Annotated in this window: 18 protein-coding genes; all 18 read left to right on the top strand. The window is 36.1% G+C overall.

What is annotated here, in order from left to right:
- Window positions 1-50: 50 nt before the first annotated feature.
- Window positions 51-302 carry a stage VI sporulation protein F gene (locus AC1Q8N_RS16900; protein WP_000369753.1) on the top strand — a complete coding sequence of 84 codons (252 nt, stop codon included), beginning with the start codon at window positions 51-53 and terminating at the stop codon, window positions 300-302.
- A 266-nt stretch (window positions 303-568) separates the two neighbouring features.
- Window positions 569-772 (top strand): DUF2768 domain-containing protein, encoded by a 204-nt coding sequence (locus AC1Q8N_RS16905; protein WP_001288995.1) that lies wholly within the window; start codon window positions 569-571, stop codon window positions 770-772.
- A 64-nt stretch (window positions 773-836) separates the two neighbouring features.
- Window positions 837-1,550 (top strand): YphF family lipoprotein, encoded by a 714-nt coding sequence (locus tag AC1Q8N_RS16910; RefSeq protein ID WP_048543552.1) that lies wholly within the window; start codon window positions 837-839, stop codon window positions 1,548-1,550.
- Window positions 1,551-1,792: 242 nt separating this feature from the next.
- Entirely contained in the window at window positions 1,793-3,271 is a 1,479-nt protein-coding gene (spoIVA, locus tag AC1Q8N_RS16915; RefSeq protein ID WP_000416519.1) for a stage IV sporulation protein A, read from the top strand.
- A gap of 299 nt (window positions 3,272-3,570) precedes the next feature.
- A complete protein-coding gene (locus tag AC1Q8N_RS16920; protein WP_001043860.1) occupies window positions 3,571-3,843 on the top strand; it encodes an HU family DNA-binding protein in 273 nt (90 codons plus the stop codon).
- Between the two features lie 120 nt (window positions 3,844-3,963).
- Window positions 3,964-4,533, top strand: coding sequence for a GTP cyclohydrolase I FolE (gene folE / locus AC1Q8N_RS16925; protein WP_001151478.1), 570 nt, complete (start codon window positions 3,964-3,966; stop codon window positions 4,531-4,533).
- Window positions 4,534-4,745: 212 nt separating this feature from the next.
- Complete coding sequence (locus AC1Q8N_RS16930; RefSeq protein WP_141520013.1) at window positions 4,746-5,495, top strand: heptaprenyl diphosphate synthase component 1; 750 nt, start codon at window positions 4,746-4,748, stop codon at window positions 5,493-5,495.
- A gap of 29 nt (window positions 5,496-5,524) precedes the next feature.
- The gene (gene menG, locus AC1Q8N_RS16935) at window positions 5,525-6,238 is read left to right on the top strand and encodes a 2-heptaprenyl-1,4-naphthoquinone methyltransferase (RefSeq protein ID WP_001187660.1); all 714 of its coding nucleotides are present in this window, start codon (window positions 5,525-5,527) and stop codon (window positions 6,236-6,238) included.
- 38 nt (window positions 6,239-6,276) lie between these two features.
- Complete coding sequence (gene hepT / locus AC1Q8N_RS16940) at window positions 6,277-7,239, top strand: heptaprenyl diphosphate synthase component II (protein WP_048543547.1); 963 nt, start codon at window positions 6,277-6,279, stop codon at window positions 7,237-7,239.
- Between the two features lie 124 nt (window positions 7,240-7,363).
- Complete coding sequence (gene ndk, locus AC1Q8N_RS16945) at window positions 7,364-7,810, top strand: nucleoside-diphosphate kinase (RefSeq protein WP_000415885.1); 447 nt, start codon at window positions 7,364-7,366, stop codon at window positions 7,808-7,810.
- A gap of 273 nt (window positions 7,811-8,083) precedes the next feature.
- Window positions 8,084-9,256: a chorismate synthase gene (aroC, locus tag AC1Q8N_RS16950; protein ID WP_098847378.1), complete on the top strand. Its 1,173-nt coding sequence runs from the start codon at window positions 8,084-8,086 to the stop codon at window positions 9,254-9,256.
- Window positions 9,256-10,341 carry a 3-dehydroquinate synthase gene (gene aroB / locus AC1Q8N_RS16955; RefSeq protein WP_098047373.1) on the top strand — a complete coding sequence of 362 codons (1,086 nt, stop codon included), beginning with the start codon at window positions 9,256-9,258 and terminating at the stop codon, window positions 10,339-10,341. Before aroC ends, aroB begins: the two co-directional genes overlap by 1 nt.
- 120 nt (window positions 10,342-10,461) lie before the next feature.
- Window positions 10,462-11,574 carry a histidinol-phosphate transaminase gene (gene hisC / locus AC1Q8N_RS16960; RefSeq protein ID WP_048543540.1) on the top strand — a complete coding sequence of 371 codons (1,113 nt, stop codon included), beginning with the start codon at window positions 10,462-10,464 and terminating at the stop codon, window positions 11,572-11,574.
- A gap of 350 nt (window positions 11,575-11,924) precedes the next feature.
- Complete coding sequence (locus tag AC1Q8N_RS16965; protein WP_098078672.1) at window positions 11,925-13,187, top strand: tetratricopeptide repeat protein; 1,263 nt, start codon at window positions 11,925-11,927, stop codon at window positions 13,185-13,187.
- Window positions 13,188-13,260: 73 nt separating this feature from the next.
- Window positions 13,261-13,797: a ReoY family proteolytic degradation factor gene (locus AC1Q8N_RS16970; protein WP_001095922.1), complete on the top strand. Its 537-nt coding sequence runs from the start codon at window positions 13,261-13,263 to the stop codon at window positions 13,795-13,797.
- A gap of 155 nt (window positions 13,798-13,952) precedes the next feature.
- Complete coding sequence (locus AC1Q8N_RS16975) at window positions 13,953-14,408, top strand: YpiF family protein (protein WP_493521291.1); 456 nt, start codon at window positions 13,953-13,955, stop codon at window positions 14,406-14,408.
- 143 nt (window positions 14,409-14,551) lie between these two features.
- Window positions 14,552-15,064 (top strand): menaquinol-cytochrome c reductase iron-sulfur subunit, encoded by a 513-nt coding sequence (qcrA, locus tag AC1Q8N_RS16980; RefSeq protein ID WP_001290419.1) that lies wholly within the window; start codon window positions 14,552-14,554, stop codon window positions 15,062-15,064.
- Window positions 15,065-15,739 (top strand): menaquinol-cytochrome c reductase cytochrome b subunit, encoded by a 675-nt coding sequence (gene qcrB, locus AC1Q8N_RS16985; protein ID WP_000932700.1) that lies wholly within the window; start codon window positions 15,065-15,067, stop codon window positions 15,737-15,739.
- The last annotated feature ends 25 nt before the right edge of the window (window positions 15,740-15,764 follow it).

The raw sequence follows: 15,764 nt of genomic DNA on the forward strand, positions 1-15,764 counted from the left end.
TTTTTAATTTTGCATAGGATGAAGAGTAACTTGAGGAGAGGGTGAAAAGAATGGATAATAACATTTTTAATAACATTGAAAAAGAAGCGAAAGTGAATAAAGAAGATATTTTTAAATTAGCATCATCTGTACAGAATGCGAATTTACGTGATGAGACTGTGCTTCGTCAATTGATTCATCAAGTGGCTCTTATGGCGGGACGTGAAGTGCCGAAAGAACAAGAGGATCAAATTGTAAAAGCAATTATTAACAATAATATGCCCGCTGATTTTGGTTCGTTAAGCAAAATGTTTAAAAAATAAGATATAAGAAACAAAGAGTTTGTAGATTGCATATGATAGCCATGAAAGTATGGGAATAGAGCTGTTTTGGGCATATTTGGTCAACCGAAGCGAGAGATACACTCGCTTCGGTTTTATTTTTATTTAGATTAGTGGAAGATGCGAAAAAACCTGTTGATTAAAGTTATATATTCGTAATTTGTAGTAAAATGTTCTTTTTGTATTTGTTTAAAGATTTTAATTTGTTAAAATAGTATAAAAATAGATTAATAAAAAGGGGTGTGTATATGTCAGAAGGGCTCATAAAAATGTGGTTTGCTTTAGGAGCAATTGGATTTATGTTTTTTGCAGTAAGTTTTATTTTACTAAGTAGATACAAAATAAAGAATAAATTTTTGAAAGGGATTACAGCGTTAGTAGCGTACACCCTTATGATTGTGTCAGGAATTGTTATTTTTCTTGTTGTATTTAGTGGACCTGTACAGCAGTAAAGGGAATGGTCTCGAAAATGCTACATACGGAGCAAGTTATATTAGTATGAAAAGGTGATTGCTAGTGAAAAAAGTCCATATTATTTTAATATTTTGTTGTATGAGCCTTTTAACAGGATGTCTGTATCCGAAAGAAAATATGAAACAAAATGCCGTTCCTTATGAAGATCAGATACAGGTTGTTCAAAAAGCTGTAGTGACATTTAAGGAGCAAAATGAGGGGATATTGCCAATTAAGACGCGGGATATGAGTACGCCTATTTATCAAAAGTATCCAATCGATTTTCAAAAGATTGCTCCGCGTTACATACAGGAAGCGCCAGGAAATGCGTATGAAAGCGGAGGAGTATACCAATACGTATTAATAGACGTTGAAACAAACCCGACAGTAAAGTTAATTGATGTTAGGATGGCTGAACAAATTCAGCAGTTATCATTAAAGCTTAGGATGTATCGGGATGAACATCAATATCCGCCTTTTAAAAAGGTAATTTCAGATGGTGTATATGAATTAGATTTCAAAAAACTAGGATATAAAGATGTGCCGCAAGTGACAAGTCCGTATTCTGGTAAAGGGCTTCCTTTTGTAATCAATGAAAAGGGAGAAATTTATGTTGATTATCGAATCGATTTATATGAAGCGTTGAAAAAAAATGAAGGGCAATTTAAGGAAGGGGAAGATATTCGGAATATACTTTCGAAAGATTCTCCATTTGTACCTGCGTATTCTTTACCGTATACGGTAAAGAATGGAGAACCAATTTTTTTAAAATCATAAGTCATGAACCTTTCTTTTAGTGAATAAGTTCTAGAAGAAAGGTTTTTTATGTTACACAACTTGCGATGCAAACAAAAGGTATTTTTTAATAGTCATATGAAATTGGACAAAATTATATGATATATTGTCCGAACTTCTAGAATACCATTATATTATATCAGATATTATAGGCAACGTTAGAGAAGGTATTAGTTGACTATAAATGTGGAATTATTCCCAAAAATATTGAGGGAGGGAATCACTTGGAAAAGGTAGATATTTTTAAAGATATTGCGGAACGCACAGGCGGTGATATTTATTTTGGAGTTGTAGGAGCTGTTCGAACAGGGAAATCAACATTTATTAAAAAATTTATGGAACTTGTAGTTATTCCTAATATTGAGAATGAGTCTGACCGTCAAAGGGCGCAGGATGAACTGCCTCAAAGTGCTGCTGGTCGTACAATCATGACGACGGAACCGAAGTTTGTTCCAAACCAAGCGGTTTCTATCGAAGTAGATGAAGGTCTTGAAGTGAATATTCGATTGGTAGATTGCGTTGGATATACGGTTCCAGGAGCAAAAGGCTATGAAGATGAGAATGGCCCTCGCATGATTAATACTCCTTGGTATGAAGAACCTATTCCATTCCATGAAGCTGCAGAAATCGGAACACGTAAAGTAATTCAAGAACATTCCACAATTGGTGTTGTAATTACAACAGATGGAACGATTGGGGAAATTCCAAGAAGAGATTATATAGAGGCAGAAGAACGCGTAGTAAATGAGTTAAAAGAAGTCGGAAAACCTTTCATTATGATCATTAACACTGTACAGCCGTATCATCCAGATACAGAGCAATTGCGTCAAAGTTTATCTGAAGAATATGATATCCCAGTCATTGCGATGAGTGTCGAAAGTTTAAGAGAAACAGATGTGTACAATGTGCTTCGAGAAGCGTTATTTGAGTTCCCAGTATTAGAAGTGAATGTGAACCTTCCGAGCTGGGTAATGGTGTTAAATGAAGGGCATTGGTTACGCCAAAGTTATCAAGAAGCTGTTCAAGAGACTGTTAAGGATATAAAACGTCTTCGTGATGTGGACCGTGTCGTGTGGCAGTTTAGTCAGTATGAATTTATTGATCGAGCGAGCTTAGCTGGCATTGATATGGGGCAAGGCGTAGCAGAAATTGATTTATATGCACCAGATGAATTATATGATCAAATTTTAAAAGAAGTAGTAGGGGTAGAAATTCGAGGGAAAGATCATTTATTAAAGCTTATGCTCGATTTATCTCATGCGAAAATAGAATACGATCAAGTGGCGGATGCCCTGCGTATGGTAAAGCAAACAGGATATGGTGTAGCAGCACCTGCGTTAGCTGACATGAGCTTAGATGAGCCAGAAATTATTCGTCACGGTTCAAGGTTTGGTGTGAAACTAAAAGCTGTAGCTCCGTCTATTCATATGATTAAAGTAGATGTGGAGTCAACGTTTGAGCCAATTATTGGTACTGAAAAGCAAAGTGAAGAATTAGTTCGTTATTTAATGCAGGATTTTGAAGATGACCCATTATCAATTTGGAATTCTGATATATTCGGACGTTCACTTAGCTCTATTGTTCGAGAAGGCATTCAAGCGAAACTATCTTTAATGCCAGAAAATGCAAGATATAAATTAAAAGAAACGCTAGAAAGAATTATTAATGAAGGATCTGGCGGATTAATTGCGATTATATTATAAGAAAAAATCCCTCTCATCGTAGAGGGATTTTTTTTGATTTTCGCGTATAGAATAGCAAAATAAACAGTCATTATCTAATATATTGTTGTAAATTGTCAAGTTTCATCAGAATTTCACATTTTAAGAGTAACAATTTCCTTAAAAATATTGAATTATAAAGGAGAATCGTATAATATAGGCGTTGATAATGATTTATCTACATCTTTGTAGTATAGAATTTGTAAAAATTGCCTACAAATGAAAGTAAGACTCATTTTATGATCATTATACAGTCTTATCTTTGGGAGGAGGTGAATGGCATGAACAAGACAGATTTAATCAATGCTGTTGCAGAAGCAAGTTCCCTTTCTAAAAAGGACGCAACAAAAGCAGTAGACGCTGTTTTTGATTCTATCTTAGAAGCTTTAAAACAAGGTGATAAAGTACAACTGATCGGATTCGGTAACTTCGAAGTTCGTGAGCGTGCGGCTCGTAAAGGTCGTAACCCACAAACAGGTGAGGAGATTGAAATCGCTGCAAGTAAAGTACCTGCATTCAAACCTGGTAAAGCGTTAAAAGATGCGGTTAAATAATCCTTACATATTAACAGGGAAGAAGAGTTTCCTTTTTGGGAACTCTTCTTTTTGCTTTTAAAAACATAAATATGCTAGAATGTGTTCGTATCACTTTTAGGTTTTCGGGAGGGCTAGCGGATGGCAAAAGTTAATTTAGAACAAATTGAACATGCAGTGCGCCTTATTTTAGAGGCAATCGGAGATGACCCAAATCGTGAGGGAGTACTTGATACACCAAAGCGTGTGGCAAAAATGTACGCAGAAGTGTTCGCGGGTATGCATGAAGATCCGAAAGAACATTTGCATAAAGTGTTCGGAGAAGATCACGAGGAGCTTGTACTAGTAAAAGATATACCGTTTTATTCGATGTGTGAGCATCATTTAGTTCCATTCTATGGAGTTGCTCACGTTGCATATATTCCACAAGGCGGAAAAGTGACAGGGTTAAGTAAATTAGCTCGAACTGTAGATACAATTGCACGTCGTCCACAACTGCAAGAACGTATTACATCAACAGTAGCGAACTCTATTATGGAAGTACTAGAACCGCATGGTGTAATGGTAGTAGTAGAAGCGGAACATATGTGCATGACGATGCGTGGTGTGAAAAAGCCGGGCGCGAAAACTGTAACAACAGCGGTACGTGGTGTGCTAGAAAATGATGCTGCGGCACGTAGTGAAATTTTATCTTTTATTAAAACGAAGTAAAGAAAAGTGGGAAACTGCTTTTCTTTTTTTTTTTTTTTTATAAATGATATAGTTTTAGGAAGACAGAGTGAGAATAGAAAGACTACTTACAAGAATGAAAGATGTTATTTCATTCGGTGGAAGTTTGGAAAGAGTAGCCAAGTTTTGGTTATAGAAAATAGAATGAATGTGTTATAATAAGTTTTATGAATTAGAAAACAAGGGTGATTTTTGTGTGTGACATCTACGGAGGGTATGCGGGTATAAGAGAGAAATTGATGGAGAAATTACGCCATCCTTATTTTATAAACTATATTGAAGAACCATATATTGATGAAGAGAAAATAGCATTGTTATATGGTGCTTTAAAAAGTGCAAAATTACATATAGAACAAATTGAGCATTATGTAGTAACGATTATGCTTGTTCAAATTGCGCTTGATACACATGAAAGAGTATCAAATAAAGCAGGGGAAGAAGCGAATGAATCGCATAAACGTCGCCAGTTAACAGTGCTTGCTGGAGATTACTATAGCGGGTTATATTATTACTTATTGTCTATGAATCGTGATATTGTTTTAATTCGTGCGCTTGCTGAAGGAATTAAAGAAATTAATGAGCACAAAATAATGTTATATCAAAAAGCACATAAAACGATGGATGACATAATGGGAAGTGTAGTAACGATTGAGTCTGCGCTCTTACAAAAAACATGTGATCATTTTCATTTATCTCATTGGAAGCCGTTTATAACGTATGTACTAGGAAAAAATCGTCTTCAAAAAGAATGTGAACGATACGCTGATAAACAACATTCACCTGTTTTTCAAGCTATTCAAGAGATTTTGAACGATAAAGCGGATGCAGAAACAGTTATCAATGGATGGATGATGGAACTCAGAAAGAAAGAAAATCAATTTTTGGAAAACCACACAGATATAAGTGAAATAAACTCTGTGTTAAGAGATAGATCGAAGACATAAGCAATTTTACATTGGAAGAAGGTACGAGCATGCAACAATCAAAAGAAGAAAGAGTACATGATGTATTTGAGAAAATCTCTGATAAATACGATGTGATGAATTCTGTCATTAGTTTTCAAAGACATAAAGCGTGGCGTAAAGAGACGATGCGCATTATGGATGTAAAACCAGGTAACAAGGCTCTCGATGTATGCTGCGGGACAGCGGACTGGACAATTGCGCTAGCTGGAGCGGTAGGTGAACAGGGCAAGGTTGTTGGTTTAGACTTCAGTGAAAATATGTTATCTGTCGGTAAGCAAAAGGTGGAGGCGTTACAATTAAAACAAGTAGAACTTTTACACGGGAATGCAATGGAACTTCCATTTGAAGATAACACATTTGATTATGTAACGATTGGATTTGGTTTACGTAACGTACCGGATTATATGCACGTATTAAAAGAAATGACGCGTGTAGTAAAACCAGGTGGAAAAGTAATTTGTTTAGAAACATCTCAACCAACAATGATTGGTTTTCGACAAGGATATATTTTATACTTTAAATATATCATGCCGTTATTTGGAAAGTTATTTGCGAAAAGTTTTAAAGAATATTCATGGCTGCAAGAATCTGCTAGTACATTCCCAGGTATGAAAGAATTGGCTCATATGTTTGAAGAAGCTGGACTTGAACGTGTACAAGTGAAGCCGTTTACTTTTGGGGTAGCAGCGATGCATTTAGGTATGAAACCAGAATCAAAATAGAAAAAAGAAAAAAGAAGTTTTAGGTTAAGGTGAACAATATGAAGTTACAACTTATGTACTCTTTTTTACGATCGGATATTAATGTGATAGAAAAAGAATTAAAAAAGACAGTTGCTTCTGAACAGCCATTGGTAGAAGAGGCGGCATTACAACTTATTGAAGCTGGTGGGAAGCGAATTCGTCCTGTATTTGTGTTGCTTGCGGGAAAATTTGGAGATTATAAGTTAGATGCAATTAAACATGTAGCTGTTGCGTTAGAACTTATTCATATGGCTTCTCTTGTTCACGATGATGTTATTGATGCTGCATTTTTACGACGTGGTAGTGCAACTGTGAATGCGAAATGGGGAGATCGTATTGCAATGTATACAGGGGACTATTTGTTCGCTAAGTCTCTTGAATGTATAACAAATATCGAAATTCCAGAGGCGCATCAGGCGCTATCGCATACCATTTTAGAAGTGTGTAAAGGTGAAATTGAACAAATTAAAGATAAGTACAATTATGACCAAAATTTACGAACGTATTTAAGAAGAATAAAGCGAAAAACAGCATTATTAATTGCTGCGAGTTGTCAACTAGGAGCAATTGCTGCTGGCGCTAATCGTGATACGGTAAATCGACTATTTTGGTATGGGTATTTTGTAGGAATGTCGTATCAAATTATTGATGATATTTTAGACTTCGTTTCCACAGAAGAGAAGCTTGGAAAACCTGCTGGTGGTGATTTGTTACAAGGGAATATTACGCTTCCTGCCTTATACGCTATGGAAGATCCCGTGCTTCGTAAGAAAATCACATCTGTACATGAAAATACAACAGCGGACGAAATGAAAGGAATTATTGAGGCTGTAAAAAATAGTGACGCTATTGATCAAGCATTTGCGTTTAGTGAACGTTATTTACATAAAGCATTAGAAATCATAAAACCACTTCCGCGTGGACAAGCGAGGTATGCATTACAAAATGTAGCAAAGTATATTGGGAAACGAAAATTTTAGTGTTTTTTCTAAAAAATAAAATAATCTCTCTATTTCAAAACTATTGCGCAATTGTGATAAGGGTGTTAATATGTGTGTGGGGATATACAATTACATACATAATTCAGAAGTGGAGAGATTTTTTATGGAAAAAACATTTCTAATGGTAAAACCAGACGGTGTACAACGTGCCTTCATTGGGGAAATCGTAGCTCGTTTTGAGAAAAAAGGCTTTCAATTAGTTGGTGCAAAATTAATGCAAGTCACTCCGGAAATTGCTGGACAACACTATGCTGAGCACACAGAGAAACCTTTCTTTGGTGAATTAGTAGACTTTATTACATCTGGACCTGTATTCGCAATGGTATGGCAAGGTGAAGGTGTAGTAGATACAGCTCGTAACATGATGGGTAAAACAAGACCACATGAAGCAGCTCCTGGAACAATTCGTGGAGATTTCGGTGTAACTGTTGCGAAAAACATTATCCATGGTTCTGATTCGTTAGAAAGTGCAGAGCGCGAGATTGCTATTTTCTTTAAGGAAGAAGAATTAGTTGACTACTCAAAATTAATGAATGAATGGATTTACTAATTATTTTGAAATAATTTGTAAACGCTTTAATCACTGTGATAATAGTAGAAAGTGCAAGGAGAATAGGGGTATTCTTCTTGCACTTTTTTTGTTGCAATTAGTTACGAAGTTAGAGCTGTTATGATATATTGATATGTAAAGTAAAAGGCCTATCGGAGAATAAGCGAATGGCTGATCAAATATATAATTTCTTTCATATTTTTAGAGTAAGGAAAGATAATATCATTGCTTAATATAGCGGGATAAATACATATGCGAAAAGAGGAATAACGTATGCGATATATTACAGCTGGTGAATCTCATGGTCCACAACTTACAACGATTATAGAAGGTGTTCCGGCAGGACTGCCTTTAGTAGCGGATGATATAAATGAAGAGTTAGCTAGAAGGCAAAAGGGGCATGGGCGTGGTAGACGCATGCAAATTGAAACAGATCAAGTGCAAATTGTAAGTGGTGTTAGACATGGAGAGACATTAGGTTCTCCAATTGCACTTGTTGTTGAAAATCGTGATTTTGCACATTGGACAAAAATTATGGGCGCAGAGCCTTTAACGGAACAAGAAGAAAAAGAAATGAAAAGGAAAGTAACAAAACCAAGACCTGGGCATGCTGATTTAAATGGTGCGATTAAATATGGTCATAGAGATATGAGAAATGTACTGGAGCGTTCTTCAGCACGCGAAACGACAGTGCGTGTTGCTGCTGGTGCGGTTGCTAAAAAAGTGTTAGGAGAACTTGGTATTACAGTGGCGGGCCATGTAATTGAAATTGGCGGTGTACAGGCTCAGGAAATTACGTATAGTTCAATTGAAGAATTAAAAAGTATTACAGAAGCATCACCTGTACGTTGCTTAGATGAAGAAGCAGGTAACCAAATGATGAAAGCAATTGATGATGCGAAAGCAAATGGTGATTCAATAGGTGGAATCGTTGAAGTGATTGTGGAAGGAATGCCAATTGGAGTCGGTAGCTATGTACATTATGATCGAAAACTGGATGCAAAATTAGCAGCTGCAATTATGAGCATTAATGCTTTTAAAGGCGTCGAGATTGGAATTGGTTTTGAAGCAGCGCATAGACCGGGAAGTGAAGTTCATGATGAAATTCTGTGGAATGAGGAACATGGATATACACGAAGAACAAATAATGCAGGTGGATTAGAAGGCGGTATGACGACTGGAATGCCAATTGTTGTGCGCGGTGTGATGAAACCGATCCCTACACTATATAAACCTCTTCAAAGTATAGATATTGATACGAAAGAGCCTTTTACAGCAAGTATTGAACGTTCAGATAGTTGTGCTGTTCCAGCAGCTAGTGTCGTTGCAGAAGCGGTTGTGGCTTGGGAATTAGCGACAGTTTTAATAGAACAATTCGGATTAGATCGTATGGACCTTATTCGTGAAAATATTGAGAAACATAATGAATATGCGAGGGGATTTTAATGGGAAACATACATATTCAAACGAAATCAAAAGAATATGATGTACATGTAGGAAAAGAATCGTTGTCACATTTGACAACAATCATTCAAAACATGCAGCCATCTGTATCAAACATCATGATCATTTCAGATGAAGTTGTTGCAACTTTACATTTACAGACAGTTGTAGATGCATTGCAAATAAAGCAAAAAGTATTTTCATTTGTCGTACCGAGTGGCGAAAAAGAGAAGTCTTTTGAAAATTTCTATGCGGCTCATACGTCAGCTCTTGAAAATAAATTAGATAGAAATTCTTTAATTATTGCACTTGGAGGCGGGATGATTGGAGATTTAGCTGGTTTTGTTGCTGCATCGTTTATGCGTGGAATTCGCTTCGTTCAAGTTCCAACGACTTTATTAGCTCACGATAGCGCAGTAGGTGGGAAAGTAGCGATCAATCATCCGTTAGGTAAAAATATGATCGGTGCATTCCATCAACCGGAAGTAGTTGTATATCATACGCCGTTTTTACAGTCACTTCCTGAAAAAGAGTGGCGTTCAGGTTATGCAGAAGTGATAAAACATGCTCTTATTGGTGATGTAAAGCTGTATCATTGGTTAAAAGAAGAAGTGCAAACATTAGCGGATCTTCGTGATGAGAAGCTAATCCATATATTAACGAAGGCAATTCCTGTAAAGGCAAATATTGTATCACAAGATGAAACAGAAAAAGGCGTACGTGCTCATTTGAACTTTGGACATACGTTAGGCCATGCTCTTGAAAAAGAACTAGGATATGGAAATATTACTCACGGTGACGGAGTAGCGGTTGGAATGTTATTTGCCTTGTTTTTAAGTGAGCAAGTGTACAAGGTTAATCTTTCTTATGAAGAGATGAAGCAGTGGTTCTTAAAGTACGGATATCCAAAAATGCCAAGTGATTTGAATGTAGAGCGTCTCGTTCAATTAATGAAACAAGATAAGAAAGCGAACGCTGGAGCAATTCATATGGTGTTAATGCAGGAATATGGGGTAGTGAATGTCGTATCTATTCCAGATGAGACTGTTCATATTGCGTTAGAGGCATTTCAAAAGGATATGGTTTAAGAGCTAAGAAGTGCTTGTTTAAAGGTATCCTCGTAATAGTGACGGTTAAGATAAACGATTGCAGTGAGAAATTACAACCTTATTGTAATTGAATTGAATAAAACGACTGGGGGAAGAAAAATGAGAGTGAAAGAGCAATTGTTAACTTTGAGAGCATATGTACCTGGGAAAAATATTGAAGAAGTAAAAAGGGAATATGGGTTATCAAAAATTGTGAAATTAGCGTCGAACGAAAATCCATTCGGTTGCTCAGCACGCGTAACAGAAGCATTAACTTCTTTAGCGAGTCAATACGCTCTTTATCCAGATGGATATGCATTTGAACTTCGGACAAAAGTAGCAGAGCAGTTAGGTGTCAAAGCAGAACAACTGTTATTTGGTAGTGGATTAGATGAAGTCATTCAAATGATTAGTCGTGCATTACTACATGAAGGAACAAATGTTGTAATGGCGAATCCAACATTCTCGCAATACCATCACCATGCTGTTATTGAAGGAGCAGAAGTTCGTGAAGTACCACTTAAAGATGGCATTCATGATTTAGATGCAATGTTACAGCAAGTAGATGATAAAACGAAGATTGTATGGATTTGTAACCCGAATAATCCGACAGGTACATATGTAGAGAAACAAAATTTACTTTCATTTTTAGAATCAGTTCCTAAGTCAGCGCTCGTTATTATGGACGAAGCATATTATGAATATGCGGGGGCAGAAGACTATCCGCAAACATTACCACTTCTTGAACAGTATGAAAATCTTATGGTTTTACGCACGTTTTCAAAAGCATATGGTTTAGCTGCTTTCCGTATCGGATATGCGGTTGGTAATGCGAATTTAATCGGGCAGCTAGAAGTAGCAAGGTTACCATTTAATACATCGACTGTAGCGCAGGCTGTAGCACTCGCTGCATTAGAAGATCAAGTGTTTTTACAAGAATGTGTGAAAAAAAATGAAGAAGGATTAAATCAATATTACGCATTTTGTAAGGAATATAACGTATTCTATTATCCATCTCAAACAAATTTCATTTTCTTAAAACTCGGTATTCCTGGTAATGAGGCTTTCGAACGATTAATGAAGAAAGGATATATTGTTCGTTCTGGTGCTGCATTTGGTATACATGATGGTATTCGTATTACTGTCGGTTTGAAAGAAGAAAATGATGAAATTATAGAATTATTGAAAGAGCTTGTAAACGAGCAAGTAAAGAAAGAAGAAACATACTCTTAAGAGTTTGTGAAGGCTCCTAATATAGGAGTCTTTTTTATTTAAATGAAGGCCTGTAAAGCTTGATCCGTGCGTGTTAATAATTAATAAGGGAAGTTATTTGCACGGTAATGAAAGAAAACGGTACAATAGAAAGTAGTAATGCGGTATCGGTGGCATATTTGAATCGTTGTCAGTGAAAGTACAAGATGAAGTATGCTCATTCTAAAGGTTGCGTTCGTACACCTAGTTGCTTATGATAAAGTGAAACTTTAATCAGTGAGGGGATGCTCATCCCCTCACTGATTATTAGCCCGCACCAATCGGGGTAAATGAACAGAAAATAATATTTGTTAGAATTAAAGGAGACGTTTATGCAAAAGTTTGAACAAGCTGTTTCATATATTGAAAATGGTGAAGCGGAAAAAGGATTACAATTATTAAAAGAACAATTAAAAATTGCGAATGATGAAGAGAAGTATGATATCGCTCGCTATTATCATACACTTGGATTTGCGGATGAAGCGTTAGCTATTACAGAAGACTTGCGTTTATTGTATCCGGAAGAAAGTGAATTCACTGTATTTTTAGCAGAATTATATATTGATCTAGACAAAGAAGATGAAGCGATTGAAGTGCTTCATGATATTCCAGAAAATGATGACTTATATGTTCAATCGTTATTACTTGTTGCAGATTTATTCCAAATGCAAGGTTTCGATGATGTAGCAGAACAAAAACTATTAAAGGCGAAAGAAATGATGCCTGACGAACCTGTTATTACGTTTGGATTAGCAGAGTTATATAGTAGTAAAGGTGAAGAACAAAAGGCAATCACTCATTATGAGTCGCTATTAGCAGAACATAAAGTCATGGGTGGTGTTGTCATTGCACTTCGCCTCGCAGAAACGTTAAGTGCGATTGGAAATTGGGAAGAAGCGATCTCTTACTATGAAGCAGGTTTAGAGGAACAAAAAGATATCCACTCATTATTTGGATATGCCTTCACATTATACCAAGGTGAAGAATACCAAAGAGCAATTGGTGCTTGGCAAGAACTAAAAGAATTAGATCCGGAGTATGCATCGCTGTACATGTATTTGGCGAAAAGCTATGAAAAAGAAGGAATGCTTCAAGAAAGCTATGAAACACTTCAAGAAGGAATTAAAGTAGATGAGCTTTCTGTACCATTTTATGTAGAATTAGCGAACATTGCGGCGAAATTAGGAAAAATAGCGGAAGCAGAGGAAGTGCTTCAAAAAGCGCTTGAGTTAGATCCAGGACATTTAGGTGCGATATTAAAATATGCGTATATCTTAAAAGAACAAGAAAAATATGAAGAGTTAATTGCAGTTGTAGAGCGTGCGATTGATAGCGGAGAACCAGATACACAACTACTTTGGGATCTTGCGTTTGCAAAAAAACAATTAGAAATGTATTCGGATGCATTAAAACACTATGAAAGTGCATATACTTCTTTTAAGAATCATCCAGACTTCTTGGAAGAGTACGGTTATTTCTTATTGGAAGAAGGTATGCGAAAAGAGGCGAAAGAAGTATTTACTCAGTTAATACAACTAGACCCGACACAAATTCATATTGAAGAATTGTTATATAATTTAGAGGATTTTTCATAAGTTGGAAGGAAACTGAATACCGCTTCTTGAATCTAAAAAGAAAAGAGAAAGACAGAGGAGGGACTTAATTGCTATGAATACCCCTGTTTCTGTAAACGAGAAGAAGGATTTTGTAAAATGGTTTTTGAATAATTACCAACTGAAACAGCGTGAATGTGTATGGATTTTGAATTATTTAATGAGTCATGACCAATTGATGCATAAAGTCCACTTCGTAGAGCATGCAAAATATTGTCCGCGTGGTTTAGTGATGTCCGCGAATTGTGTGAAAGACACACCATTTCACTTTTTTAAACAAAATGTTATGACAACAGATGCTGAAAAATCGTTTCATGATATTCGTTTAAATCGAGATGAAGATATTTATATTCAACTCAATTTTAAATCATCGTTTCAAAATGCCAATTATGTAGCTGTATTAGAAGAAAACCCGTATTTACCAAAGCATATTGAAGTAAATGAAAAAGATCGTTTACTTGCAGAAAGATTTTTAGAAGAAAGTGTATTTTCTTTTAGAAGAGAACGTCTTTTGAAACAAATTGATGAAGCGCTGGATAAGCAAGATAAGGAAGCGTTTCATAAGTTAACAGCTGAGTTAAAGATGTTATAGAATTCATTTGGATTCATAAAATTTTACAAATTTCAGACTTTTTTAAGAAAAACTACCTTAATATAGGTAGTTTTTCTTTTTTTACCTCTTTTAGTATGGTTTAATATATATAAAGTGAAAGTTCTGTCATTTGAAAATGAAGGGAGGGAAGACATTTGAAATGGAGTGTAAAAGATGTGGAGCAGTTTGAGCAAGCTAGAGATTATGTAGATACTGGTGTTATACCACTTTTATCAATTTCGGCAGCAAAAGAAATGAAAATGGTAGTAGAACAAGGTGAATTTATCGAATTGTTGAGTATGGAGTTGGAAAGAGAATATAAAGGAAGAGTACTTTTACTACCTGCATTTACGTATTTAGTAGAAAGTCAAAAAAATGAAAAAGGTCGTTTGCAAGAATGGACAAATCATTTGCAAAAGCAAGGTTTTAAGCATATTGCTTATGTTACAAGTGATTTTTCATGGAAAGAAGATATGCAAGAGTTACAAGGAGATTTATTTTGGTTTCCTTCATTAGCGTTAGAACAATTCAGTGATCAAGCGAAAAGAGAAGTTATTCATGCACATATAAAAAATATAATGGTGATGTTAGAAGAAAAATGGGAAAAGTAATAATAAACAGAAAGTTCTTATTATTATGAGTAGTATGATATTGACCTGTACCTAAGCGTATTATATCATGATAGTGTCCTAGTTTTTATTTTTTATATAATTTATCACGAGGGGACAATTTCTGATAGAGGGGGGAAATTTTCGTGAGCGAGAAAGAACATCGTGTATCAAGAAGACAGTTTTTAAATTACACCCTTACAGGGGTAGGAGGCTTTATGGCAGCGGGTATTTTAATGCCGATGACGCGATTTGCGCTTGATCCGGTGTTAAGAAAAGAAGCGGGAACGGATATGGTTGCTGTTGCACAAGTAAAGGATATTACAACAGAGCCGAAACGTTTCGACTTTAAGGTGAAGCAGGTTGATGGTTGGTACAAGTCCGAAGAGCCAAAATCAGCTTGGGTTCATAAAGATGAAAGCGGAGACATTGTTGCGTTCTCTCCAGTATGTAAACATTTAGGATGTACAGTTAACTGGAATTCGGACAAAGCACATCCGAATCAATTCTTTTGTCCATGTCACGGGGGCCGTTACACAAAAGACGGGATGAACATTAAAGGCACGCCGCCCCTTGCTCCGCTTGATGTATACGAGTCCAAAGTAAAAGATGGAACGCTGTATTTAGGCAAAGCGAAGCCAAAAGGGGGTGCAAAGTAGATGCTAAATAAAATTTATGATTGGGTAGATGAAAGGTTAGATATTACACCAATATGGCGTGATATCGCTGATCATGAAGTACCTGAACATGTAAACCCGGCACATCACTTTTCTGCATTCGTTTATTGCTTTGGAGGACTTACCTTTTTCGTTACTGTAATTCAAATTTTATCAGGAATGTTTTTGACGATGTATTATGTGCCTGATATTAAAAATGCTTGGGAATCGGTTTATTATTTACAAAATGAAGTTGCATATGGGCAAATTGTTCGTGGTATGCACCACTGGGGCGCTAGTCTCGTCATTGTAATGATGTTTTTACATACACTTAGAGTTTTCTTCCAGGGTGCGTATAAAAAGCCTCGTGAGTTAAACTGGATTGTTGGTGTTCTTATTTTCTTTGTTATGTTAGGTCTTGGTTTTACCGGATATTTATTACCGTGGGATATGAAAGCGTTATTTGCTACGAAAGTAGGGATTCAAATTGCAGAGCAAACGCCGCTCATTGGTCCTTATATTAAAACATTACTCGCTGGTCATTCCGAAATTGTTGGCGCTCAAACATTAACTCGCTTCTTTGCTATTCACGTCTTCTTCTTACCAGCAGCACTTCTAGGTTTAATGGCCTTCCACTTCATCATGATTCGCAAACAAGGTATTTCCGGTCCGCTATAAGAGATTGCTAAATTAAAGGGGAAAG

This window comes from Bacillus sp. GW823-FHT06B01 (assembly GCF_058952315.1).